At 35.3% G+C, this 26157-nt stretch carries 29 protein-coding genes, 1 pseudogene and 1 other annotated feature; of the genes and pseudogenes, 5 read left to right on the top strand and 25 right to left on the bottom strand.

From position 1 onward, the window contains the following. Window positions 1–210: 210 nt before the first annotated feature. From vanT to pepA, 10 genes and pseudogenes are all read right to left on the bottom strand, one after another. A complete protein-coding gene (vanT, locus tag AC4BBX_RS11395; protein ID WP_490453939.1) occupies window positions 211–2316 on the bottom strand; it encodes a membrane-bound serine racemase VanT in 2106 nt (701 codons plus the stop codon). Beyond that, on the bottom strand, window positions 2306–2887 hold the full coding sequence (gene vanXY, locus AC4BBX_RS11390; RefSeq protein WP_490453938.1) for a D,D-carboxypeptidase/D,D-dipeptidase VanXY: 582 nt from the start codon (window positions 2885–2887) through the stop codon (window positions 2306–2308). The genes vanT and vanXY overlap by 11 nt, the downstream gene beginning before the upstream one ends. After that, the gene (gene vanE, locus AC4BBX_RS11385) at window positions 2856–3917 is read right to left on the bottom strand and encodes a D-alanine--D-serine ligase VanE (protein WP_490453937.1); all 1062 of its coding nucleotides are present in this window, start codon (window positions 3915–3917) and stop codon (window positions 2856–2858) included. The genes vanXY and vanE overlap by 32 nt, the downstream gene beginning before the upstream one ends. A 103-nt stretch (window positions 3918–4020) precedes the next feature. Beyond that, window positions 4021–4248 (bottom strand): annotated as a pseudogene (locus AC4BBX_RS11380) (C39 family peptidase); the annotation flags it as partial. 24 nt (window positions 4249–4272) lie between these two features. Further along, entirely contained in the window at window positions 4273–4707 is a 435-nt protein-coding gene (locus tag AC4BBX_RS11375; RefSeq protein ID WP_490453936.1) for a cysteine peptidase family C39 domain-containing protein, read from the bottom strand. A 212-nt stretch (window positions 4708–4919) separates the two neighbouring features. Beyond that, on the bottom strand, window positions 4920–5249 hold the full coding sequence (locus tag AC4BBX_RS11370) for a type II toxin-antitoxin system PemK/MazF family toxin (protein WP_490453935.1): 330 nt from the start codon (window positions 5247–5249) through the stop codon (window positions 4920–4922). A 1-nt stretch (window position 5250) separates the two neighbouring features. After that, complete coding sequence (locus AC4BBX_RS11365) at window positions 5251–5484, bottom strand: AbrB/MazE/SpoVT family DNA-binding domain-containing protein (RefSeq protein ID WP_490453934.1); 234 nt, start codon at window positions 5482–5484, stop codon at window positions 5251–5253. 154 nt (window positions 5485–5638) lie between these two features. Beyond that, complete coding sequence (locus tag AC4BBX_RS11360; RefSeq protein WP_490453933.1) at window positions 5639–6094, bottom strand: universal stress protein; 456 nt, start codon at window positions 6092–6094, stop codon at window positions 5639–5641. 24 nt (window positions 6095–6118) lie between these two features. Further along, window positions 6119–6430 (bottom strand): thioredoxin family protein, encoded by a 312-nt coding sequence (locus tag AC4BBX_RS11355; RefSeq protein ID WP_490453932.1) that lies wholly within the window; start codon window positions 6428–6430, stop codon window positions 6119–6121. A 15-nt stretch (window positions 6431–6445) separates the two neighbouring features. Beyond that, window positions 6446–7522, bottom strand: a complete 1077-nt coding sequence (gene pepA, locus AC4BBX_RS11350) for a glutamyl aminopeptidase (protein ID WP_490453931.1) — start codon at window positions 7520–7522, stop codon at window positions 6446–6448. 154 nt (window positions 7523–7676) lie between these two features. Here pepA and AC4BBX_RS11345 point away from each other — a divergent pair, with 154 nt between their 5' ends. Together AC4BBX_RS11345 and AC4BBX_RS11340 are read left to right on the top strand one after the other, a co-directional pair. Continuing rightward, window positions 7677–8015, top strand: coding sequence for a hypothetical protein (locus tag AC4BBX_RS11345; RefSeq protein WP_490453930.1), 339 nt, complete (start codon window positions 7677–7679; stop codon window positions 8013–8015). Window positions 8016–8032: 17 nt separating this feature from the next. Next, window positions 8033–8410: a PH domain-containing protein gene (locus AC4BBX_RS11340; protein ID WP_490453929.1), complete on the top strand. Its 378-nt coding sequence runs from the start codon at window positions 8033–8035 to the stop codon at window positions 8408–8410. Window positions 8411–8451: 41 nt separating this feature from the next. On the opposite strand, the gene pepV is transcribed toward AC4BBX_RS11340, so the two are convergent. Next, window positions 8452–9864 (bottom strand): dipeptidase PepV, encoded by a 1413-nt coding sequence (gene pepV, locus AC4BBX_RS11335; protein WP_490453928.1) that lies wholly within the window; start codon window positions 9862–9864, stop codon window positions 8452–8454. A 238-nt stretch (window positions 9865–10102) separates the two neighbouring features. Here pepV and AC4BBX_RS11330 point away from each other — a divergent pair, with 238 nt between their 5' ends. After that, window positions 10103–10936, top strand: coding sequence for an NAD(P)H-hydrate dehydratase (locus AC4BBX_RS11330; RefSeq protein WP_490453927.1), 834 nt, complete (start codon window positions 10103–10105; stop codon window positions 10934–10936). Window positions 10937–10958: 22 nt separating this feature from the next. Continuing rightward, complete coding sequence (locus tag AC4BBX_RS11325; protein ID WP_490453926.1) at window positions 10959–11192, top strand: hypothetical protein; 234 nt, start codon at window positions 10959–10961, stop codon at window positions 11190–11192. Window positions 11193–11473: 281 nt separating this feature from the next. Here the strand turns inward: AC4BBX_RS11325 and AC4BBX_RS11320 are convergent, their stop codons facing one another. Beyond that, window positions 11474–13267 (bottom strand): glycoside hydrolase family 2 protein, encoded by a 1794-nt coding sequence (locus AC4BBX_RS11320; RefSeq protein ID WP_490453925.1) that lies wholly within the window; start codon window positions 13265–13267, stop codon window positions 11474–11476. 230 nt (window positions 13268–13497) lie between these two features. Then, window positions 13498–13653 (bottom strand): hypothetical protein, encoded by a 156-nt coding sequence (locus AC4BBX_RS11315; protein WP_490453924.1) that lies wholly within the window; start codon window positions 13651–13653, stop codon window positions 13498–13500. A gap of 229 nt (window positions 13654–13882) precedes the next feature. Here AC4BBX_RS11315 and AC4BBX_RS11310 point away from each other — a divergent pair, with 229 nt between their 5' ends. Next, the gene (locus AC4BBX_RS11310) at window positions 13883–14794 is read left to right on the top strand and encodes an ArsR/SmtB family transcription factor (protein ID WP_490453923.1); all 912 of its coding nucleotides are present in this window, start codon (window positions 13883–13885) and stop codon (window positions 14792–14794) included. Between the two features lie 74 nt (window positions 14795–14868). Here the strand turns inward: AC4BBX_RS11310 and AC4BBX_RS11305 are convergent, their stop codons facing one another. From AC4BBX_RS11305 to hisS, 12 genes are all read right to left on the bottom strand, one after another. Then, on the bottom strand, window positions 14869–16053 hold the full coding sequence (locus AC4BBX_RS11305; protein ID WP_490453922.1) for an acetate/propionate family kinase: 1185 nt from the start codon (window positions 16051–16053) through the stop codon (window positions 14869–14871). Between the two features lie 53 nt (window positions 16054–16106). Then, a complete protein-coding gene (locus AC4BBX_RS11300; protein ID WP_490453921.1) occupies window positions 16107–17120 on the bottom strand; it encodes a class I SAM-dependent methyltransferase in 1014 nt (337 codons plus the stop codon). A 204-nt stretch (window positions 17121–17324) separates the two neighbouring features. Further along, the gene (gene comGG, locus AC4BBX_RS11295; protein WP_490453920.1) at window positions 17325–17726 is read right to left on the bottom strand and encodes a competence type IV pilus minor pilin ComGG; all 402 of its coding nucleotides are present in this window, start codon (window positions 17724–17726) and stop codon (window positions 17325–17327) included. Next, entirely contained in the window at window positions 17698–18135 is a 438-nt protein-coding gene (gene comGF / locus AC4BBX_RS11290) for a competence type IV pilus minor pilin ComGF (RefSeq protein ID WP_490453919.1), read from the bottom strand. Before comGF ends, comGG begins: the two co-directional genes overlap by 29 nt. After that, window positions 18125–18463, bottom strand: a complete 339-nt coding sequence (locus tag AC4BBX_RS11285) for a hypothetical protein (protein ID WP_490453918.1) — start codon at window positions 18461–18463, stop codon at window positions 18125–18127. The genes comGF and AC4BBX_RS11285 overlap by 11 nt, the downstream gene beginning before the upstream one ends. Then, a complete protein-coding gene (gene comGD, locus AC4BBX_RS11280) occupies window positions 18420–18887 on the bottom strand; it encodes a competence type IV pilus minor pilin ComGD (RefSeq protein ID WP_490453917.1) in 468 nt (155 codons plus the stop codon). Before comGD ends, AC4BBX_RS11285 begins: the two co-directional genes overlap by 44 nt. Continuing rightward, on the bottom strand, window positions 18877–19143 hold the full coding sequence (gene comGC / locus AC4BBX_RS11275) for a competence type IV pilus major pilin ComGC (RefSeq protein WP_490453916.1): 267 nt from the start codon (window positions 19141–19143) through the stop codon (window positions 18877–18879). The genes comGD and comGC overlap by 11 nt, the downstream gene beginning before the upstream one ends. Further along, window positions 19143–20141 (bottom strand): competence type IV pilus assembly protein ComGB, encoded by a 999-nt coding sequence (comGB, locus tag AC4BBX_RS11270; protein WP_490453915.1) that lies wholly within the window; start codon window positions 20139–20141, stop codon window positions 19143–19145. The genes comGC and comGB overlap by 1 nt, the downstream gene beginning before the upstream one ends. 10 nt (window positions 20142–20151) lie before the next feature. Continuing rightward, the gene (comGA, locus tag AC4BBX_RS11265; RefSeq protein ID WP_490453914.1) at window positions 20152–21054 is read right to left on the bottom strand and encodes a competence type IV pilus ATPase ComGA; all 903 of its coding nucleotides are present in this window, start codon (window positions 21052–21054) and stop codon (window positions 20152–20154) included. A gap of 79 nt (window positions 21055–21133) precedes the next feature. Further along, window positions 21134–22009 carry a YitT family protein gene (locus AC4BBX_RS11260; protein WP_490453913.1) on the bottom strand — a complete coding sequence of 292 codons (876 nt, stop codon included), beginning with the start codon at window positions 22007–22009 and terminating at the stop codon, window positions 21134–21136. Between the two features lie 129 nt (window positions 22010–22138). Next, the gene (gene aspS / locus AC4BBX_RS11255) at window positions 22139–23911 is read right to left on the bottom strand and encodes an aspartate--tRNA ligase (protein WP_490453912.1); all 1773 of its coding nucleotides are present in this window, start codon (window positions 23909–23911) and stop codon (window positions 22139–22141) included. A 4-nt stretch (window positions 23912–23915) separates the two neighbouring features. Beyond that, window positions 23916–25208, bottom strand: a complete 1293-nt coding sequence (gene hisS, locus AC4BBX_RS11250) for a histidine--tRNA ligase (protein ID WP_490453911.1) — start codon at window positions 25206–25208, stop codon at window positions 23916–23918. A 75-nt stretch (window positions 25209–25283) separates the two neighbouring features. Further along, window positions 25284–25499 (bottom strand) — a binding site (T-box leader). Window positions 25500–26157 lie beyond the last annotated feature (658 nt).

The following is a 26157-nucleotide window of genomic DNA, read 5'->3' as shown; positions in this document are numbered from 1 at the left end:
GTTTGCCCTATATTCAGAAAAATTTTCTGTTTTCTCAAAACCATTTGTCCTAGCTCATTGTCAGAAGAGCTTCATTTTACGTAGCACTAGTGATTTATAATATGCACTTTTGGGTAAAAAGATTCAGTAGGTTTCATCCGAATGCGAATGGAAGCTTTTCAACATTACCAGCCGTCTATTCGACATCCTATATACATTAGCTACCATCAATCAACTTAACTCCGCATTTAGCCTTGAACCCAATCGACTCAATAGCTCATTTGTAATCGTAGATTCTTCAGCAGTTATTTTACTAATATTAGGCAGTACGATTAATTCATCATTCAAGGAAATATCTTCCACCTCGGTCAAATCAACAAGCAACATATCCATACAAATATTTCCAATTTGTTTTATAGATTGGCCTTTAAATTCCAATAGTAGTTTCCCATTGGATAATGATCTAGGAATACCGTCTGCATAACCAATACTAACAACGCCTATTCTAGTTCTTTTCCCCACCTTAGCTCCTAGCCCATAACCCACATATTCGCCTGCCTCTACCACACGTTCGACAATTAAAGCTGCTTTGACTTTCACGATAGGTTGTAAATCTAGTGTAATTTTAGTTGGCGTATGATTGTCACTTAAAAAACCATAACAAAGAATGCCAATTCTCACAAAATCAAAATTTAATTCTGGATAATTTAAAATACCATAGCTGCTTTGAATATGCGTATATCCATAGGCGATGCCCCTCTTTTTCAAATCATCCAGTATATGATTGAATAAAGAGATTTGATTATTAGTTCGCACAACTGATTCTTGCTCTAATGAATCTGAAGAACCTAAGTGAGAATATATCCCTTCAACTTTAAGATTAGTTAGATGATAGAGCTGCTGAATAACTGTTGCGTCGGGTGTGACACCTAGACGATGCATGCCGGTATCCACTTGTAAATGACAACGAATAGGCACGTTTTTAAGATTCAATCTTTTTCCATGCTCTTCACTTACAATTGACTGAATCAAATCATATTTTTTTATATAATGAATACGAGTGGGATGTGTATATCCTAAAATTAAGATTTCTCCTTGATTGCCCGCTTTTCTTAAGGTAATTGCCTCTTCAATAGTAGCTACACAGAAAAATGAAATATCGTTTTTTTCTAATTCCTGTGCGACCTCTACCATGCCACAACCATAGGCATTTGCCTTCACAACACCCATAATACGAGTGTTCTTGGGAATTATTTTACGTATTTCATTCATATTATGTTGGATGGCACTAGCTGATAGTTCTTTACCTGCACGTTCAAATGTTCTTTTTTGCTTACCTATTTTTAGTTTTTTATTTACATTTAGCAAGAGATAAGCCAGTAAAAAACTCCCCACCGCTACCAACAAGAAATACAACAAGCTGTTTTTTAGGATCAGAATATAATTACTTATCGCATGAACGACCGCAATAACTAGTGGATGGATGATATAAACCAATAATGTTAAATCGGCTGAATCTTTTACGTTCAGTTTTGGTTGCCATTTTAACAATTTTAAAAACAAAATGAATATCACAAAAGGTAATAAAAGGTACATACTATCATGCTTGATACTTATAAACTGACGCAAAACAGTGCTTTCGATAAGCATGCCTATAATACCTACATAAAACAATAAGTTTAAGCTATGAAATTCTGTTAACTTTTTCTTTCTATAAGCCAATATCCCTAAACAAAGAAATAGCGGTGTAAAGAAAAGTCCTGAGCGTGTATAGTCCGTCCAACTAAAAATAAATACATACAGTTTATTTAGCAAGGAAATTTGACTGACTAGGCCGTACCAACTATCTCCTCCCAGTCCAACTAAATAGAGAAAGATAGAAACTAAAAATGTTCGTCTAAAACCCATGATACGTAACAATACCGTAACTAAAATCGTTCCAATGATACTAGCTGGGAAGTACCACAGATGATAAAAAGTGCCATCAAAAATGAGTACCTTCAAAAAAGATAAAAGGTTCATTTTCAATGAAAGCGTGCCATTTAATAAAGATAACGGGACATACAATAAAATAGACAGTAAATAGATGATGCCTATTTTGGATAGATACTTTTTTACTCTCAGTTTATTATTGTAGGAAAAATTTAATGACAGTCTCCCTAATAAAAAATAACCGGTAATCATAAAGAAAAAAGGAACTGCTACTCGAAAGACAGTTAATGTGATCATCTCGTCTAAAAAAGGGGTAATTGATTGAAAAGGAAATGTGTGAATCGCAACAACCATGATCGCAGCGAATACTCGAAATAAATCGATACCCTCAGCTCTATGCTTCATGAGCGATTCCTCTTATTGAAGCAATAAATTCAATATATTCTTCTAAAACCCAATTTTGTTGCGCAATAATCGAACTATGAGGTGTCCCCACATATCTGAAATGCCACGGTTCATAGCTGATGTTAGTAATGTGTTCTTTTCCTTTTTGATATCTCAAAATAAAACCAAACTCTGTCATATGTGCTAAAAACGTATCAACAATTGGACTATCCGTGAAACTTGGTCGAATAAAATCATTTTCCTTCATAGCTAAGCCCAAATCTACAGCCAATCCGAGTTCATGCTCGCTGCATCCAGGTTTGGCCACATATTGGTTCGCAAAATCCAGTCCTTTTTCTTGAATCGTTTCATCCCACAGTTTCTGTTGTGTACTCTTTGAACGATAACCATCAATAGTAATAATTTGACCGTCAAGACCGGTTGCTTTGACTAGTTTTTCCAGATGGATAGCCACAATAGGATCAATAAATACACCGGTTTGCGCAAATGGTGCTTGAACAAGATGTGTGGGTCTTTCAGTATCATTTATTTTGTTGTCTTTATTCACCAATCGTAGATAATTTTTTTTCATGATTGTCCACCGCCAATATTAATAGTTTTTCTATGATTTCTTCGTAGCCTATTCCTATTTCTTTCATCATCATCGGAAATCTTGAATGGGCTGTAAACCCAGGCATCGTGTTAATTTCATTTAATAAAACTTCTCCATCGTCAGTTAAGAAAAAGTCGATTCTTGCTAATCCTGTACATCCTAATAGTCTATATAGTTGTTTTGCTTTCATTTGAATGTCTTCTTTAGTATTGATAGATAGTTTAGCTGGTAATACAATTTCTGCCGTTACTAAATTATATTTTTCTTCATAATCAAAAAAGCCATCTACTAGACTGATTTGGTCACATTCTCCGACGATTAATTGTTCATTCCCTAAAATGCCACAACCAATTTCGATCCCCTTTACTTCTTTTTGAACGAGAATTCGACTATCATATTTTGACGCTTCAGCTATTGCTTTAGATAATTCTTCTTTACGCTCCACCTTGCTAATTCCTTTGGATGATCCTGCTTCATTGGGTTTAACATATAAAGGAAATCCATATATTTTCACAAAATCGTTGGTTTGTTGTAACTCTTGCCCTTTTTCGATGATCATACTAGGTGTACTTTTCACACCAATGGCTTCAGCAAACTGATGGAGCATTATTTTATTCATAGAGATTGCTGAAGAAGCAATACCACAACCTACATAAGGTATATCTAGCAGTTCAAATACTCCCTGCATAACACCGTTTTCCCCATAACCTCCGTGTAAAATAGGAAATAAAATGTCCGGTTTAATAAATTCATTGTCATTTTTCAATGCAAAACTTTTTTTTGCGAAGTCAACGACTATTTCTTTGCAATTTTTATCTAGATACCAATTGTCCTGTTTTATTTGATCAATGGTTCCTTCAAATAAAAGCCACTTTCCTTCCTTAGTGATACCAATTTTCATGATGTTATAATCAATCGACTTCATACTTTCAATAATCGCTACAGCAGATTTCAGTGAAACTTCATATTCAGAAGACACTCCACCAAAGATAATCGCAACTGTTTTCATTTATGCTACCTCCAAATTTTTATAAAATTAGTTATTCATGTTGTATTAAAATTCTTATCTAGTAATATTTCTTATATAATATGGGTGAACAAAAAATTCATCACTAATTGCTATAAGTCCAAAAAGAAATTGCTTCTTGCCTAAAGATTTCATCTGCAAAAGTGGTTTGGTAATGATTCTTTTCTGGATTATCATTTGGATCAAACACCACAATTTCCCCTGATTGATTCATGGCTAAAACCATAATATGTCCAACAGTCGTGAATGTTCCTTGAGTCACCGATACAATCACCGGTCTTCCCATAGATAAATGTTCTTTCACTAATGAAAAATCCGTTCCTAAACCGTAATAATTTTATCCATAGGCGTAAGCAAAATCTTCAAAAATTTGCCAAGACGTTCCTTGACCTTCCACATGGTAGTCCTCGCCTGACCAAGACAAAATTTCTGAAGGTTCAATTGTTTCCCCTCGCCAATAAGACAAAACCATTGCTAAAGAAAGAATGGCACAGCCGTTGGTTGCTAAATCACTTTCTTTTTCAACATGACCATAACCTAAATCCTTCCATCGTTTGTCTTTTTGTATCAACAATGGCATAGAAAAAGTTTCTGCTAATGATTGGTTGGCTTTTTCTGAGAAACGACTAAGCTCTATTTCACTCACTTCATTTGCAAGAACATCTCTACTGGCATAGGGTTTTTCTTCGATTATGTAAATTACACTTATTATGAGAGCAATCACCAAACATATTTTCCCTACAAATAATCGTTTTTTTCTTCGTCTCCTCATTTCTCTGCTCCTTACTGAAACACATATTCCTGTCTCCTATACCTAAAAGATAGCAAAGTTTTTTAGATGATTTATTTGTTTTTTCTGATTAAATTCTTACAAATTACTGACGATTTTGTTTCAAAAAAAGTACTCATCTCTCACCATGCTACAGAATAGCTGGTGGAAATGAGTACTTTAATGTTATTTTTTCTCTTTATTCGATGATAAAATTAAACAAACATATCCATGACTTCTTTTACCTCAAACCACGTCATAATATCACACTGTTCTATTTTTTCTACATTTCTACTAAGATAATCCATCGATCGTAATTGATGAGTGACTATTTGTCCACTAATTTTTTGAGGATCTTTGATATCAATGAAAGTCGCAAAGTTTCTATTAGTTGATGTAATTGGGCAAACTAAGCAAAAACCTGTGTATTTGTTAAAATTATCATTACTAACCACTAATGCAGGCCTTCTTTTCTTGATCTCTTTTCCCTTTGAAGGATCAAAGTCTATCCAAATAATATCTTTTTGCTTAGGATAACCACTCATTTTATTTTTCTTCTCCTTCAATATTCATCGTATCCCACTCTAAGTCTTCTTGAATGATCGCATTTCGAAAACCTTCCCAATCTTTATCATCTTGAAAAATATTCTCTTTCTTTGGTTTTAAAACATACGCATCTCCAATTTTTAAAATGGTAAAAGTTTCCCCTGCTTCTGGTGAAATATTTTTTGGGAAAATAGCTCCTACTGAATTTCCTATCTTTCTTGCAACTATTTCCATTTCCGTCACTCCTATACTATCAAATATAATTTAACTTAATTTTACTTAGTTTTACTTCAATGTCAACTAATCCGAATATCTTTAAATTTTATCTGAATTGATAGTATAAAAAAACAAGATTGCAGATACATTCCGCAATCTTGTTTTAGACTTATTATTCTTTTTCTGAAGAAGAAACCACTAGCACATCGCACGTTGCTTCTCGAATGACATAACTGGCGACACTTCCGGTCATTAATCGTTCTACCGCATTTAATCCGGATTGTCCGACCATTATCAAATCAACTTGATATTTTTCAGGAAGTTCTTTGGCCATAATCACTTTTGGTGAACCAAAAGTGATGACTCCTTCAACAGCAACAAAATCAACTGAAGCTGCATAGTCTTTGGCTTTTTGAATGTTTTCTTTTGCAAAAATTTCTTCTTGAGCAATAATTGTCTCCGTCAGTGGTGAAAATCCCATCGTTGAGGAAACCTGTGGCTCAATTACGGTTGCGACAATTACCTTCCCATTATTTCTGCGTGCAACTTCGATGGCTTTAACAAATGCTTCTTGGGCTTGCTCAGAACCATCAATTCCTACTAAAACTGTTTGATAGCTGTGTTCCATTGCCCTCACCCTTTCAAAGAATCTTTATAAGCTATGAAGAAATGTTTCAATCTCTTCTTGTGTTTTACGATCTTTATTGACTAAACGGCCAACTTCTTTTCCGTCATTAATGACTACAAAACTAGGAATGCCTAAAATATTCCATTCTGCTGCTACATCAATGAACTCATCGCGATCAACTTGAATAAACTGATATTCAGGAAAATTGGCTTCGATTGCTGGCATTGCTGGCTTAATAAAGCGGCAATCTCCACACCAATCTGCCGTAAAGAAAAAGACATTGTTGCCTTTTTCAACATAACCGGCTAATTCTTCTAAACTTTTTGGAATAATCATCTTTTTACCTACTTTCTATTTACCTTCAATAATCGTATTAATCGTGCTTTGATCTAAACCACGCAACGTTTGAATCAACATTTCTTTTGCTGCTTCATAGTCCGCGATACTAAACATGGTTTGATGAGTATGGATATAACGTCCAACAACACCAATCACCGTGCTAGGAATTCCTTCGTTAGATGTATGAGCAGCACCTGCATCCGTTCCACCTTTTGATACAAAATATTGATAAGGAATATTGTGTGTTTCTGCTGTATCTAACAAATATTCTTTCAGACGTGGCAACATAATTAAACCTGGATCATAAATACGCATCAAGGTTCCTTCACCTAGGTGTCCAAAAGTACCATTTTTGGTAACTGTATCATCCGCAGCCGAACAATCTACTGCAAAGAATAAATCTGGTTTAAATTTGTTCACGGCACCTTTAGTTCCACGTAAACCGACTTCTTCTTGCACATTGGCACCAGCAATCAAGGTATGACCTAATTTTTCTTCTTTTAATGCTTCTAGCGCTTCTAAGACAACCGTACAACCATAACGATTATCCCAAGCTTTAGAAATAATATTTTTTCCATTTACTGTTTTAATGGTTTCTACTTGAGGCACAATCGTATCACCTGGTCGAACACCATATTCGGTAGCTTCTTCACGAGAATCAAAACCAGCATCAAATAAAATGTCGGTAACTTCTAGTGTTTTTTGTCCAGAAGTTCCACGTAATAAATGAGGTGGAATGGAAGAAGAAATACACGGATAATCTCCTTTACTTGTTTTTAAAGTAAAACGTTGGGCAGAGACCACATAAGGGTTCCAGCCACCTAAAGGCGTTACTTTAAACAAACCTCGATCGGTGATTTGAGTAATCATAAAACCGACTTCGTCCATGTGAGCAGCAACCATGACACGAGGAGCCTCCGCGTCATCATGATGACGAATTCCGAAAATCCCACCTAGACCATCTTGCTGAACCTCATCCACTAAGGGAGTCAATTCATTACGCATATATGCGCGAATATCATGCTCAAAGCCACTTGTGCCTTGCATTTCTGTTAAAGTTTTAATGCGTTGAAAAGTTTTTTCTTCCATAATTTATGTTTGATTAAAATCAAACCTGCCCTCCTTTTTATTTCCTTACGTTACTAATTATAACGCAAATCAGAAAAGATGAAAGTTTTGCTGTTTGATTTTTGTTTATCTGTGGTAAAATAACAATGATAGCGATTTAGAGAGGAGTACGTATATGGATAAAGAGCAATTCGATTATTTCACAGGAGGAGTCTTGATTGGGGCTGGTATCGGACTTGTGGCTGGTATAACTAGTACAATCTGGGCGAAAAATAAACAAATATTAACTGCAGACTCTGTGTTAGATAAAGTAAAAGCTGCTTTTCAAAAAGAGGGACCGATTGAAGGTTCTTGGATTAACTTTGAAAAACAGCCCATTCGAAAATTTGCTGTGCATTCAGAAGCCTACAGTGGAGGAATTACCCGTATTGAAGATGGTACTCTAGTCATGTATGAATTTTTAGCTGATACACAAACTGGCACAGTGTTAGATATTCAACGATCTATCGTCTAAAGAAAAGAGGGATTTTCATGGGAATATTCAGTTCTTTAATTGGAAATGTGAGTGAAACCAAACCAGCTGGCGTAGAAAAAAGTTTAGCTGCTGTCTTGATGCCTGAAGAAGAAGTTGATTTAGCTTTTCGCTTAGTTCGTGACCTAGTCGTTTTTACTGACTATCGTTTGATTATTGTAGATAAACAAGGAATGACTGGTAAAAAAACTGAATACAAAACCTATCCTTATAAAAGCATTTGTCACTTTAGTGTAGAAACCTCTGGTCACTTTGATTTGGATGGTGAACTGAGAATTTGGCTTATTGGCCGTGAAGACCCTGTCGAAGTCTTACAATTTGGCAAAGATAAAAATATTATTCAAATACAAAAAGCCTTGGCGATGGCCATTTTATAGCAATAAAAAGCGATGTGAATCTTGTTCACATCGCTTTTTTCTTATTTTGATAGTCTGTAAATGGCATCCGCATAAATAGCTGCAGCTCTAAACAAATCATCCAACTCCATGAATTCATTAGCTTGATGCATAGTATCTGTATAATCCGGGAACATTGCACCATAGGCGACACCACGTTTTAATAAACGTCCATAAGTTCCGCCACCAATAATTTGTTCAAACCCTTTTTCACCTGTATGGTCTTCATAAACAGATAATAAAGTTGCCACCAATGGATCATCTTGAGGAACATAATGAGGTTCCATATGATGTGGTTCTGTACGGAAAGTCGCTTGGAATTCACCTAATGTAGCTTGCAATCCTGTAAGAATAGTATCTAGATCCGTCCCTTGAGGATAACGGAAATTTAAATTAATAGAAGCTTGTTCTTTTGAAGAATCAAAATCAAATAAACCTGCATTCATCGTCAATTTACCCATTTTCACATCTTCGTGGGCAACAGTTAATTTTTCACCATAAAAATCTTCATGTAAAACAGTTCCCGCTGTTTGTAAGAAAGCTTTTGCTCCACCTGCAAAATCAAATTCATTTAAAAATAGTGCCAAGAAAGTTGCCGCATTGATTCCGCTTTGTGGACTTGCGCCATGAGCACCTTTTCCAACTAAGTCAAAGCTCACTTTTTCATCGTTAACGACTGCAGTTCCTGTAACTGGATGGCCTTCAAGATATGCTTCAAAAGCTGCTTTTAACACTTCTGCTTCTTTTTCGCTTGGAGCAGAAACATTGGCTTTGGCAGTTCCTGGTACCATATTAGCACGTAAACCAGAAGTAAAACTTGTTAAAGTATAACTTCCTTCATTACTAATCGGTAATTGAACGGCTACAGAAACATTTCCTTTTTCACCATTGATAATTGGAAATTCAGCATCTGGTGAAAAACCAAAGTCAGGTTTTTCTTCGTGTTCGAAGTAATAATCCATATCACCCCAACCACTTTCTTCATCAGAACCCACTACAAAGCGAATTTTTTTCGATAGTGGTAAACCTAATTCTTTAATAATTTTCAAACCGTAATAAGCGGCAATACTTGGTCCTTTGTCATCTGAAGAACCACGGGCAAAGATTTTTCCATCTTTGACAACTGGTTCATAAGGATTGGTATCCCAACCATCTCCTGCAGGAACAACATCCATGTGTCCAAAAATCCCTAAGGTTTCATCGCCTTCACCATACTCAATGTGTCCAGCATAATTATCTACATTTTTGACTACAAAACCATCACGTTCACCATAAGTTAACATATGCAACAAGGCATCACGAGGGCCAGGTCCAAATGGTGCATCAGGAGTTACTTTATCGTCTTCCCGTTCACTTTTCACTTTTAATAAATCAATTAAGTCTTGCAACAAATCATCTTTGCGTGCTTCAACTTCTTTTTGCCAATCAATTGTCATTTGATTCCCTCCAATATTTGTTCTCGCCTTCCATGATACCACTTCTAGTAAGGAATGTGAAAAAGTTTTGCATGCTTTTTGATTACGAAAAAAGCAAGAAGTGGCTAATTCTAAGTAAAATATTTAGGGAACAAAATTCTTTTAAATAATAAGTTTTTATATTTCTTGCTTGAATGTAAATGTTCGCAACAAAACAAAGGCGTATAATAGAGATAAGCATAACAAAGGACTGATTAAAATGAAAAAATTAACAGAAAATTGTCTCTCTGTCATCACTCCTCGCCCAAAAATCTCACACAAAGGAACTTTTGGTCGGGTGGTTTTAATTGGCGGTAATCACCAATATGGTGGCGCAATTATCATGGCTGCTGAAGCTTGTTTAAAAGCCGGAGCGGGATTAGTGACTGTTGTTACCGATCATCGCAACCACACTGCCTTACATACGCGGTTACCAGAAGCAATGGTCGTTGATTGGGAAGATCAAACGACACTGGATTCAGTTTTAGCAACAGCGGATATTTGCCTAATTGGACCGGGTTTAGGTTTATCTGAAAAAAGTTTGGCTCTACTAACACATGTTTTGGCTTCACAAAAAGAAAAGCAATGGTTCATTATCGATGGTTCTGCCATCACACTATTAGCCGAAAATCCTTTGAAAACTCCATTTCCAAAACAAGTTGTTTTCACTCCTCATCAAATGGAATGGCAACGTTTGAGTGGTCTGACTATTAAACATCAGACCCCAGAAAAGAACCTAGAGATTCAAAATAAATTAAATAATATCCTCGTCTTAAAAAGTCATCAGACAGTCATTTATAGTCAATTAGGTGTTTTTCAAAATCCTTTAGGTAATCCAGCAATGGCAACAGGTGGGACAGGTGATACTCTTGCTGGTACTATTGCCGGATTTTTAGCTCAATTTCCTCGAGAAATAGAAACGATTCATGCTGCTGTGTACTTGCATAGTTATATTGGAGATCTCTTATCTAAAGAACGTTATGTTGTTTTGCCAACAGAAATTAGTGCCGCGTTGCCTTATTGGATGAAGTATTTTGCTGATAGATGTAATTAGCTATTTAGGGGAGGGCTTAAGTTTGGTAAAAAAAAGGATATTTTTATCTATGCTACTTTTCTTTACTACAACCTTGATTTCATGTAAGCGTGAAAATAATCTTGCCGTCTATAACTATTGTATAGAGGCACTTCAAAATAATGGATATGAGCTACCACCTGAAGATAAAGATCTAAAAATATTTGATAGTAAAACTAATCAGTATTTATTGTTCTATTACATTCCTCAAGAAAAAATAACGAAACCGTATATTTGAGGGTCCATTATATCGTCGAAAAAATAACTTAGATAATTCTTCAATTGAAAAACTAGTGGTTGACTTTGATGAAATCAACTCCACTTCTTACAAACGATATCTTCAACTATTAGATGAACTCGATTCTCTGAGTGAGGTCTACAATACTTTTGATGAATAAAAAAAATTTGCTCGATAGTGAAGAAATAAAAAAGTCTTGAGAGATCAGCTGATAAAACATACCTGATTCTCAAGGCTTTTATATAGATTTTTAATTTAGTCTTCAGAAAATAATTTACAATCTATTCAACACTAAATATATGAAACTGATCATTAATCTCACGAATTTTACTTAACTCACATTTAGGCTGTCTATCATATGTTAATAGTCCATTAATTTCCTGTTCAACATCAACTATTTGTGTATAACAATACCCCCATAAGCCTTTTGAAGCATAGACTGCGTCCATAATTCGTTTATAATCTTTCACGAATTGATCTGCATTATCCACTGACGTATAACCCCAACCTGGTTGACCTGAAACATCGAAACCTATTCCCCCGAACTCTGTTAAAAGAATTGGTTGATTCTTATAGTCAAATCCGTTAGCTAAGGTTGGCCAAGGAGTAGAAATATTTTTTACTAATTTCTCTCTAGTGCTTAAAGTCTCTTTAAAATAGTCGGCTTTTGCCAATTCATTTTCTTGACCATGATTGTAGTTATGCAGCGCTAAAACATCGGTATCCGTAGCTGCCCAACCATCATTTGAAATAACTAAACGTGTAGTATCTAATGAATGAATATAATGATACATCGTTTGTGAAAAATGTTGTTGTTGACGATCAAAAGAAATATTAGGGACTCCCCAGCTTTCATTAATAGGAACCCAAGTAATGATACACGGATGATTATAGTCGCGTTTTAATATATCTGTCCATTCAATCATTAAGCGTTCCACAGAATCTGTTGTGTATACTGGAGGGGCTGCACATTCTCCCCAAACAATAAATCCTAATTTATCTGCCCAATATAAGAAACGAGGATCTTCCATTTTTTGATGTTTTCTGCAGCCATTAAATCCCATTTCTTTTGACAATTCTATATCTTTGATAAAATCTTCATCTGTTGGTGCTGTAAGTAATCCTGTGGGCCAATAACCTTGATCGAGAACTAATTTTTGATAGTACGGTTTATTGTTCAAATAGATCATACCATTTTCTGTGTGAACTTTTCTCATACCAAAATAAGATTCGATTTGGTCAATTTGTTTCGATTGTTTTATCAATTTTAATTCTAAATCAAATAAATTGGGGACTTCTGGAGTCCACGACCATCCTTCACCATGATAATTTGTTCTAAAAATTTTGTCATGATATAACTCAACTTCAAAAATTAATCGATTAGTCAGTACATCTACTACACCCCGAGCAATTTTTTGTCCTTTAAATGAAATCAAATATTCTAACTCTATATCAGAATCTAATTCACTAATTACTGTTTCAATTTCAATTTTTCCTTTATCCAAATTTGGTGTCATTTTCAAATTTTTAATGTATTGTTTATTGACTTTTTCTAACCACACCGTTTGCCAAATTCCTGTTGAATTTGTATACCAAATTCCAGCTGATTCATCTTCCCAAAATTGTTTCCCTCTAGGAATACTTTCATCATAATGGGGATCACAAGCTCTGATTGCAATGCTTTGTTGCCCATTTTTATTAATAAAATCTGTGATATCAATTTCAAAAGCTGTGTGTCCACCAATATGATGAAAGACATGTTGATTATTGACATAGATATCTGATTCATAATCCACAGCACCAAAATGTAAAATTATGGCTTCATTAGCTTCTATTTCAATATCCAATGTTTTTCGATACCAAACAACGTCATGAGGGGTTCGATCCTCGATACCACTTTCTTTACTCTGATAAACAAAAGGAACATTGATTGTTTGATGAAAATATTTGTCATCACTATACCATTTTTCAGCTATTCCTTGTTGCTCATCATCAAAGCTAAACAACCACTCCCCATTTAAATTCATCCAGCTTTTCCTCACTAATTGAGGTCTGGGATACTCATTTCTCACCATTTACTTCTCCTCGTTTCTATCCAGCACTCAATCGAATACCTTTATTTTTTGCTAACAAAATAACTCCGGCTGTCATTCCTAAAATCACACTAATAATATCCATCATAAAATAGGATATCAATGCTTGGAAAATTAAAAAAAAGCCTATTTTGTAATGTGTTTTTCCATTAACGATACATTTTTTACCTTAAAATCTGGGTTTGTTTTATTATATTCGTCGATCATTTTAATTAAGTTAGAATTATCAGCTCCAGTAAATGGATTCCAAAACACAATTTCATCTTTTTTTGCTTTTCTGATCCTCCTGACGAATTACCACAACCTACAAAAACGCCTAAAGAGACACTTGCAACGAATAACATTCCCACTATTTTTTTGGCTTTCATCTAAAACACTCCGTTTACCAATTAGTTAAAAACAAACCCAATAATAGTTAACTTATCAGTATTTTTATTATTTGTTTTACTTCACACACATAAGTTACAACGAAAGGAAAGCGTTGTCAACGTTGTTTTAAAAATTATATATATAAACAACTTTACGGTTAATCCGATTTAAGTGTATAATATGTTTATATTAAATAATTAAACTAAATGGTTAAAAGGAGGACTTGGAATGGAAATCGACCTATCAAAAGAGTCTCTAGCTGTGTTTCAATCTTTAGCTAGCGAAACTAGATTGAATTTAATTCATTTTTTAGGAAATCAGAAGAAAAGCATTAGCGAAATTGCTGATCATTTAAATATCAGCAAAGCCATTACGACTCGTCACGTACAACAAATGGAAGATGCTGGATTACTAACCTCAGAAAGAGGAGTTGGAAAAAACAGAAATAAAAAAATGGTCTATCTAAAAATAGATGATATTAGAATTCTTTTTCCAGAAAAAGTTTATCCCGAGTTTAAGCTTCACTCTACCGATTTAAAAATTGGGCATTTCACTGATTTTTCAGTTTTCCCCACTTGTGGACTAGCAACTGAAAAAGAAATAGTTGGAAAAGCTGATGATCCAAAATATTTTTTAGATACTCATCGTGTAGATGCTGCTTTGTTATGGTTTCACAAAGGATTTGTTGAGTACAAATTTCCTAATTTACTTCTAGAAGATGAAAATCCCGAGCTTCTAGAAATTAGTTTTGAAATTGCTTCAGAATTCCCACTTTCTAATAACGTTTGGCCAAGTGATATTTCCATTTATGTAAACGATATTAAAGTTGCTATCTACACTGTTCCTGGAAATTTCTCTGATACTAGAGGCAGATACACTCCCAATTGGTGGAACGATAAGTTTAGTCAGTACGGACTATTGAAACATTTACGTATCAACAAACTCGATACAGGAATCGATGGCGAAGCTTACTCAGAAGTATCCATTGATGATCTTCATCTTAAAGACTCACCATTTATCAAATTAAAATTTGAAGTTGCTGATGATGCTAATAACAAGGGTGGATTGACACTTTTTGGACAGGGATTTGGGAATCACAATCAAAACATTTTAATTAATACTTATTATTTAGATAAATAATTACATTAAAAAAAATAACGTAGAAATGATAAACTTGCGTTCATTTCTACGTTATTCCAATTCAACTTATTTAATTATCCACGTAAAGCTTCTACATCACGTGCAATGACTAATTCTTCATCCGTTGGGATCAATAATACTTTTACTTTTGATTCTGGTGTTGAGATAACCAATTCTTCTCCACGTTTTGCATTTTGTTCTGGATCTAATTCGCAACCAAACCAAGTCATGCCATTAATGATGTTAGCACGAGCGTTTGAATCATTTTCACCGATACCTGCAGTAAAGACAATTGCATCTACACCGTTCATTACTGTTACATATGAACCAATGTATTTACGGATGCGATCTGCAAAAATATCTAAAGCAATACGAACTTCTTCTTTGTCCATGTTCGCTTCCAAGTCACGCATGTCACTTGAAATACCTGTTAACCCTTGCAAACCAGATTTTTTGTTTAAGATATTTAGCATTTCATTAATATCAACATTTAATTTTTCCATTAAGAATGGGATCAATGATGGGTCGATATCTCCAGAACGAGTACCCATTGTAACTCCTGCTAATGGAGTGAAGCCCATTGATGTATCTACTGAAACACCACCATCAACTGCAGTGATTGAAGCACCATTTCCTAAATGACAAGTGATAATTTTTAATTCTTCAATTGGTTTATCTAACATATCAGCCGCACGTTGAGCAACGTATTGATGACTTGTTCCGTGTGCACCATATTTACGAGCGCCAAATTCTTCATAAAATTCTTTTGGTAAGCTGTATAGGTAATTTACTTTAGGCATTGTTGAATGGAAAGCTGTATCAAAAACTGCCACACTGATAATCTCTGGTAATAAATGTTTGAAAGCTTTGATTCCCATTAAGTTTGCTGGATTGTGTAATGGCGCATATTCTGCTAATTCTTCAATTTTATTCATAACATCTTCATCAATAATCACTGATTTATCAAAGTAGCTACCACCTTGAACAACACGGTGACCCACACCTGTGATTTCATCATGAGAACCCAAAATGTTCAATTCGATTAGTTGATCTAATAACATTTTAACTGCAACATCATGATCTGGAATGTCAACAACTTGTTCAAATTTTTGGTCTTCTCCATATTTGATTGTAAAAATTGAATCGTTCAAGCCAATTCTTTCTACAATTCCTTTAGCGATAACTGCTTCTTCTGGCATTTGGTATAATTGCCATTTTAAACTTGAACTTCCTGCATTGATTGAAATTGTTTTAGACATTTTATTTTCTCCTCATTTTTTATTTTTAAAAACCTCGAAAGAAATTCCAAGGATCATTTACTTAATTCACTAGATGCTTTCCAAGTAATAAACTCTTGGAAAAAGGCAGTCACATATTTTGGATCTTTTAAAGAGGTTAGTTTAGCTAATAAAACCTCTGACACTTGTTGAGCTTGTGATCCATGATTTTGAACAAGTAAGATACTTTTACGTGATGCTTCATTTTTAAATAATTCATCAGGTAGCTGAATAATACCCTGCAAGTAAACTTTTTCAGATAACCATTTTTTTAATTGATCACTCTGATCAGTTTCTAAAAAGTTGGACGGAAGTAAAAACAAACCAAAGCCACTTTCTTTTACATAAGCCATACTTTGTTCCATCAATAAATGATGGGCATAGGTATGTCCTTCTGAAGCCGCTGTTAAATATTCTTTAGCCTTTTCATCGATTGGATAGTAACCTACTGGCACATCTCCTACCGCTATATCTACAGGTTCAATCAATAAACCTTGTAAACCATCTTGATGGAATAACTGCATATCTGCATTCATCCATTGGCCATTTGCTGCAGCAACAGACAACAACGTTTCATCATTATCCACGCCAATACCAGAAATCTGATAATTAGCAAGCTTCAAATTGCTTAAAATTGTTAATAATAGATTACCCATTCCTACTGTTAAGTCTAACACATTGAGCTTCTCAGTTTTATTGTACAATTGCTCAATTAAGAATACGAATAAGAAACCAATACTATCTGGTGTCAACTGATGATTTGGTTGTAAGGGTTCTGTCTGAGCTCCTTTGAGTAATAATAATTGAGAGAGCTTGCGAATGTCCTCTTGTTCTAACGAAATTTCTTGAATCTTTCGATAGAGTTCATTCACTTGTTCCGTGGTTTCTTTGTTTGGAACACCTTCTACAACACGAACTTGAAATTGATCAACTATATTTTCCACATTTTCTACATAAGCATCCAAATAAGAGGACTCTAACGCGTTTTGTAATAATTGAATCGCTTCAAGATAGAGATGAAAGCTTTCTTCAATTTTTTCCGGGAACATGGTACACCTCATTTCAAATTCTAACTATAACAACACTTTTACCTGTTTAATTTTATCTGATTTAGACTAAATAATCAACCAGTTCCGCTTTAATTCCTTCACTTGCTTGCATAACTGAATTTGTTTGCTCTTGAACAAGAAAATAGAAGCATGTAATCTTTATAAGATACATGCTTCATCTGTACTATTTTATTCAAAAAACTGTTACTCTTCTTTTAAAATCTCTTCTGAACTACTTTCTATTTCTGTATCACTTTCACTGTCCACTGTCTCTAACTGATGTATTTTTTCGATATGCGTTCGCTTATCTTTTCCTGCATAAGCAGTAATGATTAATTGAGTCTCTTGGAATTGGTAATTTAGATAGCCTGTATTATAAAAAATTTTTCCTGATGAGGTCTCAGAAATTAGCCCTTGTTGGTAATCACTTAAGAAAAGTTCTGTCATAATTTTCATTTGATAAAAATTTTTTGTACGTAAAGAAAATTCAGTGGCTGTTTGAAAGTCACCAATCAAGTACAAGAGTATGACTCCAGTTAACGCTAATGTGTACACAGCTGTCAGTAAGATACCACCTTTATGTTTTTGGGATTGTCCATTTAGCATTACGTATCTCTCCATTCTGAAAAGTCACACTAATGTATAGATTGTCCGTTGCTTCTTTTACAGACATTTGACTAACATTTGTCAAAATAGGTTCAAATCCATTATTTTCTCGTAGTATAATCTCTTGCCTAGCTTGATTAAATTCTACCCGAACCTCCAAAGGATAGTTAGTGGAAGGATGAGGCTTTCGGAAATAGATTTTATTTCTTATAACAGCATCATACTCTCCTTCAGAAAACTTATTTTCCATTTGAATTAGGAATACATGCCAAATTTGATTATTTTTTCCCGTGACAAGACGACTTATTTCTTGATTATTTCCAATGACTAATGGGACTATCCCTACAAATAGACTCAACAGAAATAAAGCGACCACACTTTCTAATAATGTAAATCCTTTAGTTTTCACGATAAATCTCCCAACTCATTTGGTCTGCGATAATTTTCCCTTGATGATAAGGAGCTACCGGAAAGTTTAATTGATAGCTACCATTTCTTTGAATCAATCTCCCACCAATTTTTTCAGGATACAACCGATTCTCTCGAACTTCTTCATAAAGAATTCGTAGCATGGTAATTTCCTGTTTTTGCTCTTGACTAGCTTTTAGTAAATCCAACTGAATTGTTTGGTGTACAAACAACCCTGTACTGATAATCCCAATCGAAACAATCGCTTCTAATAAAATGTAGCCTTTATGTGATGGGAAGCACGATTTTTTCGATGTTTCCTTTTCCAAAAAGAGTCCGATAGGTAATCTTTTGATTCTTTTTTTCCCAAATAAAATGAAATTGCAAATAACTTTGCGCATTGCCTGTACCTCCTGCAAAAACAATTTCAGGTACCTTGCTAACTGTTAGCTCTTCGGGGACTTGCAGTGTCTCCAACCATTTGCCTGGAGCTAATTGAAAAGCTAGATTTCGATTATCTCTTGAATCTTGAAGCATACTAGTTCTTCGATTTGAAATAATCGCTGTTTGTTGACAAGTTGCTAGATTTTTTTCTAAACGGTCTAAAAATCCTTGTACTTCTAATGTACTCGATAATCGACTAGTCATAACGGTAGGAACTAGCACAAACAAGCTAATCACCAATAGAACCAAAGCTGACTCTATCAAGGTAAAACCGTTGTATTTAAGTCTACTTCGACTTTTAGTTTCCATATTCACGGTAAATTTCTAATTGCTTGGTTTTGATATTACTTTCCATTTCTGCCTCAGACATTGGACGGCCATTTTCAATTTTAAACAACTCTAACTGTGTCTCTACTGACTTAACAATTGCTGCATGACCTGTATCTGCGGCCTTTTCTCGTTGATTCGATAAATTGGGAATAAAAACTAAAATTAATAAGCTGACGATTATTAAAACAATTGTCATTTCTACTAAAGTAAATCCCTCGTGTAATTTTCTTTTCATTAAATTGATCCTCCTATATTTTCGTACATCGGCAACAACATCGCCATATAAATAGCTAGAATTAATACCGCCACAAATAAAAAAATCACTGGTTGAATCCATTGAATCCCTTTTTCTATTTTTGCGACTAAATTCGTAAGTAATAGCTGACTGTAAAGGAGTAGTTCTTCTCCTAATCTCCCTTTAATTTCTCCTTGATAAATAATTAAAGGAAATTCTTTCATCAAAAAAGAATACTTGGTTAATTGTTCGGACAACATTCCTCCCCTATTCATCCCCTCATGGACTTCATTAGCAACCGCAATTAACAACAAATGTCCTTTTATGTGATTCATTTGTTCGACAATTTGTTGGGCTTCTAACCCTTGTTTAAATAACTTTCCCCACTCCAAGGCAAAATAACTGGTTTGGTATACCGCAAATAATGAACGAACAAGCGGAATTTTCATTATAAAATTGCCTCTTTCGATCACTGATTTTTTACGAAAATATAGATGAATCAACAATGCTACCATGAGTATAAATAAGAACACTCCCAATAAGACAAAAGGACCATAATTGATAAAGCGCACACCCCAATGCTGTTGGTTAATCGCTCCAGAATCTAGTAAAGAAGGAAGTAAAAAGAAACGCATACTAAACAACAAAGTAAAAACAAAAATCAATAACAACATAGGATAACTTGCTACTTTTTGGATTTCTTTTTTTTGCTTTTCAAATAATTCCATGTGTTGTAAAATCGTTGCCAATGTATATGGCAAGTCTCCATGGGAATCTGCTAAATTTATTTGCAAAACCTGTTCTTGATTAAATCCGATGGTTTCAAAACAGGCACCCATTGGTAATCCATTCTGTAAATGAGACGTAAAAGTTTCTAAAGGTCCAGCAGGAAATTGTCCCGTCCGTTGAATCACTTGTAAACTTTCTTGAATGGAGAAACCATTTTGGAGCAAAGCAATTAACAGGGTTAAAAACTGTTTACGAAGTTTCTGTTTCATTTTTATTCACCTACTGTTGAATTTTTTGATAACGTTCTTGCCAAATTACTTCTTCTTGTTGACCTGTGTAAAATTTGTAAGCAAATAAAGTTTTCATCGCTTGTGAAGAATCCATTAAAAGCTCTTGATAAATAATCCCATTTAAGCAATGCTTTAAATCCACCTCACTATTTGCCAGTTCAGTGAATCTAGTATAGGTTTCTACAACACCTCTTGCATGCACCGTAGCTAAGACCGTATGTCCGGTTAAAGCTGCTCGAATAGCTGCGTGAGCCGTTTGTCCATCACGAATTTCCCCTATAATTAATAAATCTGGACGATGCCTGAGGGAAAGTTTAATTAATTGATTATACGTTTGGCCAATCTTTTCATTGGTTTGTAATTGCAAAAAAGCGGCTTCCTCAATTTCAACAGGATCTTCAATCGCAATGACCTGCCCGTGATAGTGCCGAGCCAAGTGGTACATAAAAGTTGTTTTTCCTGAACCTGTTGGACCACTAAATAAATACAAACCAACCTTCTGCTGAATTTTATTTTGAATGAATTTGGCATCCTCAGGAAAAAAGTGCTCCACACTTGTTAAATCATGTAAAAAACGAATGACCATACTTTCTTGACCACGATAATCTCCGACTGTTGATATTCTTAATCTCTGCACCTCCTCTTTAAGAGAATACGTAATCGCTCCAAGTTGTGCCTTGCGTTTTTCTCCGACATCCATTTGCCCTAAGTACTTAAAACGAGAAATTAATTGTTGTGCAGTCGCCAATGGAACTTGTCGATACTCTTCCTTCACTGCATGCCGACGAAATAATAAGCTTGTTTTTTCTGTGGATGCGTAAATATACAGATCTTGCATCTGCTGCTCTTTTCCATAACGAATTAGTTCATCGGATAATGTCTGAATATCCAATCCTTCACCTCCTCCCCTATATATACGCAAAAAATCTCCTGAACATTTTTTTGTTCAAGAGATTTTTTATTTTTTTCACTTAAAGTTCTTCTTCATAAAAACGACCTAGAATTTGAACATTGTCAGCGATGCTAACAAAGGCTTTTTCATCGGATTCTTTCATTGCTTGGCGTAATAACGGCATTTCAAAACGAGTAACGACTGTTAATAAAACCGTTTGTTTGTCGTGATGAAAGGCTCCTTCGACTTCATTGATAATAGTAATTCCTCGTCGCATTTTTTTCTGAATAGCCTGAATGACCTTATCTGGATGACGAGTAATAACAATAACTTGCATTTTCTTTTGTTTTGTATAAACGGCATCGGTGACTTTTCCACAAACAAAAATAGCTAAGGAACTGTACAATGCAGATTGCCAGCCAAATAACATGCCCGCAGCTAACAAAATAAAAAAGTTAAAAATGATTGAAATAGAACCAATTGTTTTTCCCGTTTTTTTACGAATAGCAATACTAATAAAATCTAATCCACCGGAAGACAAGCCATTTTTTAGTGCATAACCAATCCCAGCACCCATCACGGCTCCACCGAAGATTGCACAGATAATTGGATCTGTCGTCAAAACTTCGTTGGGCATAATTTGCATAAACACCGAGGTCAAGACAACCGTAATGCCTGTAAATATAGTAAATTTGTGACCAATTCTAAACCAGCCAACTAAAAATAATGGAATATTTAATAATAGCAATGCTAAAGATACTGGTATATTCATACCAAACCAACTTTGTGACAAGGTAGAGACTATTTGAGCAATCCCTGTTAAGCCACTCGAATAAATTCTTCCTGGTTGATAAAAAAAGTTGACTGCGACAGAAGCTAAGATTGCATACACCACTGAAAATGAAAATTTCATCGCATAATCAGGATGGGGCAATAGTTTAAATAGACGATTCATAATTTCCCTCTCTCTAAATTTTTCCTTATAGAATAAGTATAAATCAGATAAAAATCAAAATAAAACGGAAGACTTTCAAATGTAGTTTCTTAGTAAAACTATTACTTTTGGCCCGTCTTCCGTCTAAGTTTAGTCTTCTTCGACAGTTGTCACATCAATATTTAGTTCAAATAATTGTAAAGGTGATACTGAACTTGGTGCTGCAGACATTGGATCTACTGCTTTACCATTTTTAGGGAAGGCAATCACTTCACGAATATTGTCTTCACCTGCTAAAAGCATAGCTAAACGGTCTAAGCCTAAAGCAATTCCACCATGTGGAGGGAAGCCATAATCTAGCGCATCTAATAAGAAACCAAATTGTTCTTGCATTTCACGGCGAGAAAAACCTAATGTTTCAAACATTTGCTCCTGAACTGCACGATCATGGATACGTAGAGAACCACCACCTAATTCATAGCCGTTTAATACGATATCGTAAGCTTCAGCATAGACTTTAGCTGGATCAGTAGCTAATAATTCCACATCACTCGCCTTTGGCATCGTGAATGGATGGTGAGCCGATACATAACGTCCTGCTTCTGCATCATATTCAAATTGCGGCCAATCAACGACCCATAAGAAGTTGAAGGCTGTTTCGTCAATTAATTTTAATTCCTTTCCTAAGCGAGTACGGATTGCTCCAAGGGTTGCGGCAACAACTTCAAAGCTATCAGCACCAAACATTAGTAAATCGCCTACTTCAGCATTTGTTGCTGCAACAATCGCATCCGTTGCTTCCGTTAAGAATTTAGCGATTGGACCTTTTAGACCGTCTTCTTCAACTTTCAACCAAGCCAAACCTTTAGCCCCAAATTGACCAGCATATTGACCTAAGTTATCCATATCTTTACGAGAATACTTGTCAGCAGCGCCCTTAGCATTTAATGCTTTAACCACTCCGCCATTTTCTAAAGCCATTTGGAATACTTTAAAATCAATATCTTTGACTGTATCTGACAAGTCAATCAATTCCATTGCAAAACGAGTGTCTGGTTTATCACTACCATAACGATTCATCGCTTCATCCCAACTGATACGAGGGAATGGTGCAGTCACATCGATTCCTTTTACTTCTTTCATTACTTTCGCAATCATTTGTTCTGTGTATTCTTGAATTTCTTCTGTTGTTAAGAAAGATGTCTCAATATCAATTTGTGTAAATTCAGGTTGACGGTCGCCACGTAAATCTTCATCACGGAAACAACGAACGATTTGATAGTAACGATCAAAGCCAGCGTTCATCAATAATTGCTTAAAGATTTGTGGTGATTGTGGCAATGCATAAAAATGCCCTGGATGGACACGAGATGGAACTAAATAGTCACGCGCGCCTTCTGGTGTTGATTTCGCCAAATATGGTGTTTCAATATCTAAGAAATCATTGTCATCTAAGAAACGACGAACAGATTGGGTAATTTTTGTGCGTGTCATAAGATTTTTTGTCATGTTTGGACGACGTAAATCTAAGTAACGATATTTCATACGAACTTCATCACCAACATTGGCATCTTCTTCAATTGGGAATGGTGGTGTTTTTGCTTTACTTAAAATAGTAATTTGATCAATCATAACTTCATAAGCACCTGTAACCATTTTAGGGTTAATTGCTTCTGGCGTACGATTAATCACTTCACCTGTTACTTCAATAACATATTCACTGCGACAAGTATCCGCAGTTTCCCATGCTTCTTTTGATAATTCTGGATTGAATACAACCTGCACAATCCCTTCACGGTCACGTAAATCAATAAAAATTACGCCCCCTAAATCACGGCGCTTTTGCACCCATCCTTTTAATGTAATTTTTTGACCTAATTGTTCTTCAGAAACTCGGCCACAATAAACTGTGCGTTTAGCCATTTATTTACTCTCCTTTTGTCATTTCATCATAGATTGTTGCGAAATTTTCATAAATATCAGTTAATGGTACTTGTTTTTCTTCACGAGTTGCCATTACTCTTACATTAATCATGCCAGCAGCTAATTCGTCTTCCCCTAAGGTTAAGACTAAGGTTGCACCTAATTTGTCCGCTGTTTTAAATTGAGCTTTTGCTTTACGGTTCATAACATCACGATCTGCTGAAAAACCAGCATTACGAATCCCTTGAACCACTTTTAAAGCTTCGGTATTGGTTGTTTCTCCAAGATTAACCACATAGGCATCTACCTGATTAAATGCGGGAAGCTCTACACCTTCTGCATCTAACACAAGTAAAATACGTTCTATTCCCATCGCAAAACCAAAGCCTGGGGTTTCTGGTCCACCAAGTTCTTCGACTAATTGATTGTAACGTCCTCCTGCACAAATCGTGGATTGTGCACCCATTCTTTTTGCATCACTCATGATTTCAAAAATCGTATCTGTATAATAATCTAATCCACGAACCATATTGGTATCAATTTCATAAGGGATTTCTAAAGTATTTAGCATTTGAATCACTTCATCAAAATGCTTTTTAGAAGTTGGTGACAAATAATCTAAAATAGATGGGGCAGCCGCTACAAACTGTTTGTCTCGTTTGTCCTTGCTGTCTAACACTCTTAGTGGATTTTCATGCAAACGTCTTTGTGAATCTTCACTTAGTTCTGCTTGATGAGGCTCCAAATAATCAATCAGCGCTTGACGATAATTTTGACGAGTTTCTTTATCTCCTAAAGAGTTAAGTACCAAGCGGATTTCTTCAATTCCTAGTTGTTTGAAAAATTCCATCGCCATAATCATTGTTTCAACATCCGTTGCTGGATTTTCTGAACCAAAGGCTTCTACTCCAATTTGGTGGAATTGACGCAAACGTCCTTTTTGTGGGCGTTCATAACGGAACATCGGACCGGTATAAAATACTTTATATGGTTTCGCATGTTCTGGTCCAAATAATTTATTTTCTACATAAGAACGAACAATCGGTGCTGTTCCCTCTGGTCGTAAAGTAACGTGACGTTCCCCTTTATCGTAAAAATCATACATTTCTTTTGAAACGATATCTGTTGTATCCCCAACGCTACGAGCAATTACTTCATAGTGCTCAAACATTGGCGTACGAATTTCATTATATTGGTAATCTTTAAATAATAATCGAGCGGTTTCTTCTACAAACTGCCATTTTTCTGATTCCCCTGGTAAAATATCATTGGTGCCTTTTGGGCGTTGATAGTTCATCTTGCTTCCTCCTTATTTATTCCATGTTGCCGATTCAATTTTGGCCTTAAAAACAAAAAAAATCGCCCTTGTCTTCACAAGGGCGAGTCAATTACACGCGGTACCACCTAAATTTGAAAGCTTATTATTTCTTTAGCTTTCCTCATGCGAATAACGCTCGCTCGCGGAGTGGCTTTGCACGCACTCGCCTCCAGAGTGTCTTTTCTGAAACAGGACTTAAACTACTTTCAGCCTAGGTAGTTTTCTCTTAAAAGGTCACTGGTAACGTACTTTTTCTTTCACTGGCTTTTTAACGATATTAGTTATAAATTACAGTATCAAAGGCGAAAAGTCAAGTTCTTAAACCAATTATTTCAGAAAATTTCCATTTTTTGTTACTATTCGCACGAAACTTGACGCTTCACTGCGAGAGAGGCTTGCTTAGGTCAGCCCGGAACCGCTCCAAGCCTGTAGTCTCGGAGCTTTCAAGCTTCACACGCACAGTAAGCCAATCAATTGGCAACTGTGCGTTGTTCACATTGAATTCTTGAAGTGGCGACAACGCAAGCCTCTCTCAACGTTTACGCTGAAGATTGATTGACAGTAGTAACTATTGAACTCATTTCTGTAATTATTTTTCATGTACGTAATCATCTATTTAACCTACAGAAATTTTGAAATCTATCTAGCTGTCACCGTGAAAAGGAGTCAATGTGAACTACTTGTAACTTAAAGATTCCTTGTTGTATGAGACCATAGGAACCTCTTATGAGTCTCTGTACAAACTCTGACTAAATGTAAAAATCACGCACTAAGTCAGAGTAATTCATTCAGCTCTTTAACACACAACTAGGAATTTTCCCAATTTGTTTTTACAGTTTCTGCAAAATATTGGTTCTTTAAATATTTAATAAACAATCTGTCAAAAACTGGAAGTTTAATTGGGAGAAAAAACACTCATCACAGACTA

The sequence above is a fragment of the Enterococcus sp. AMC1157 genome (assembly GCF_058216555.1).
Note: the sequence above shows the minus strand (reverse complement) of the source record. Positions and strands in the feature narration are given on the sequence as shown.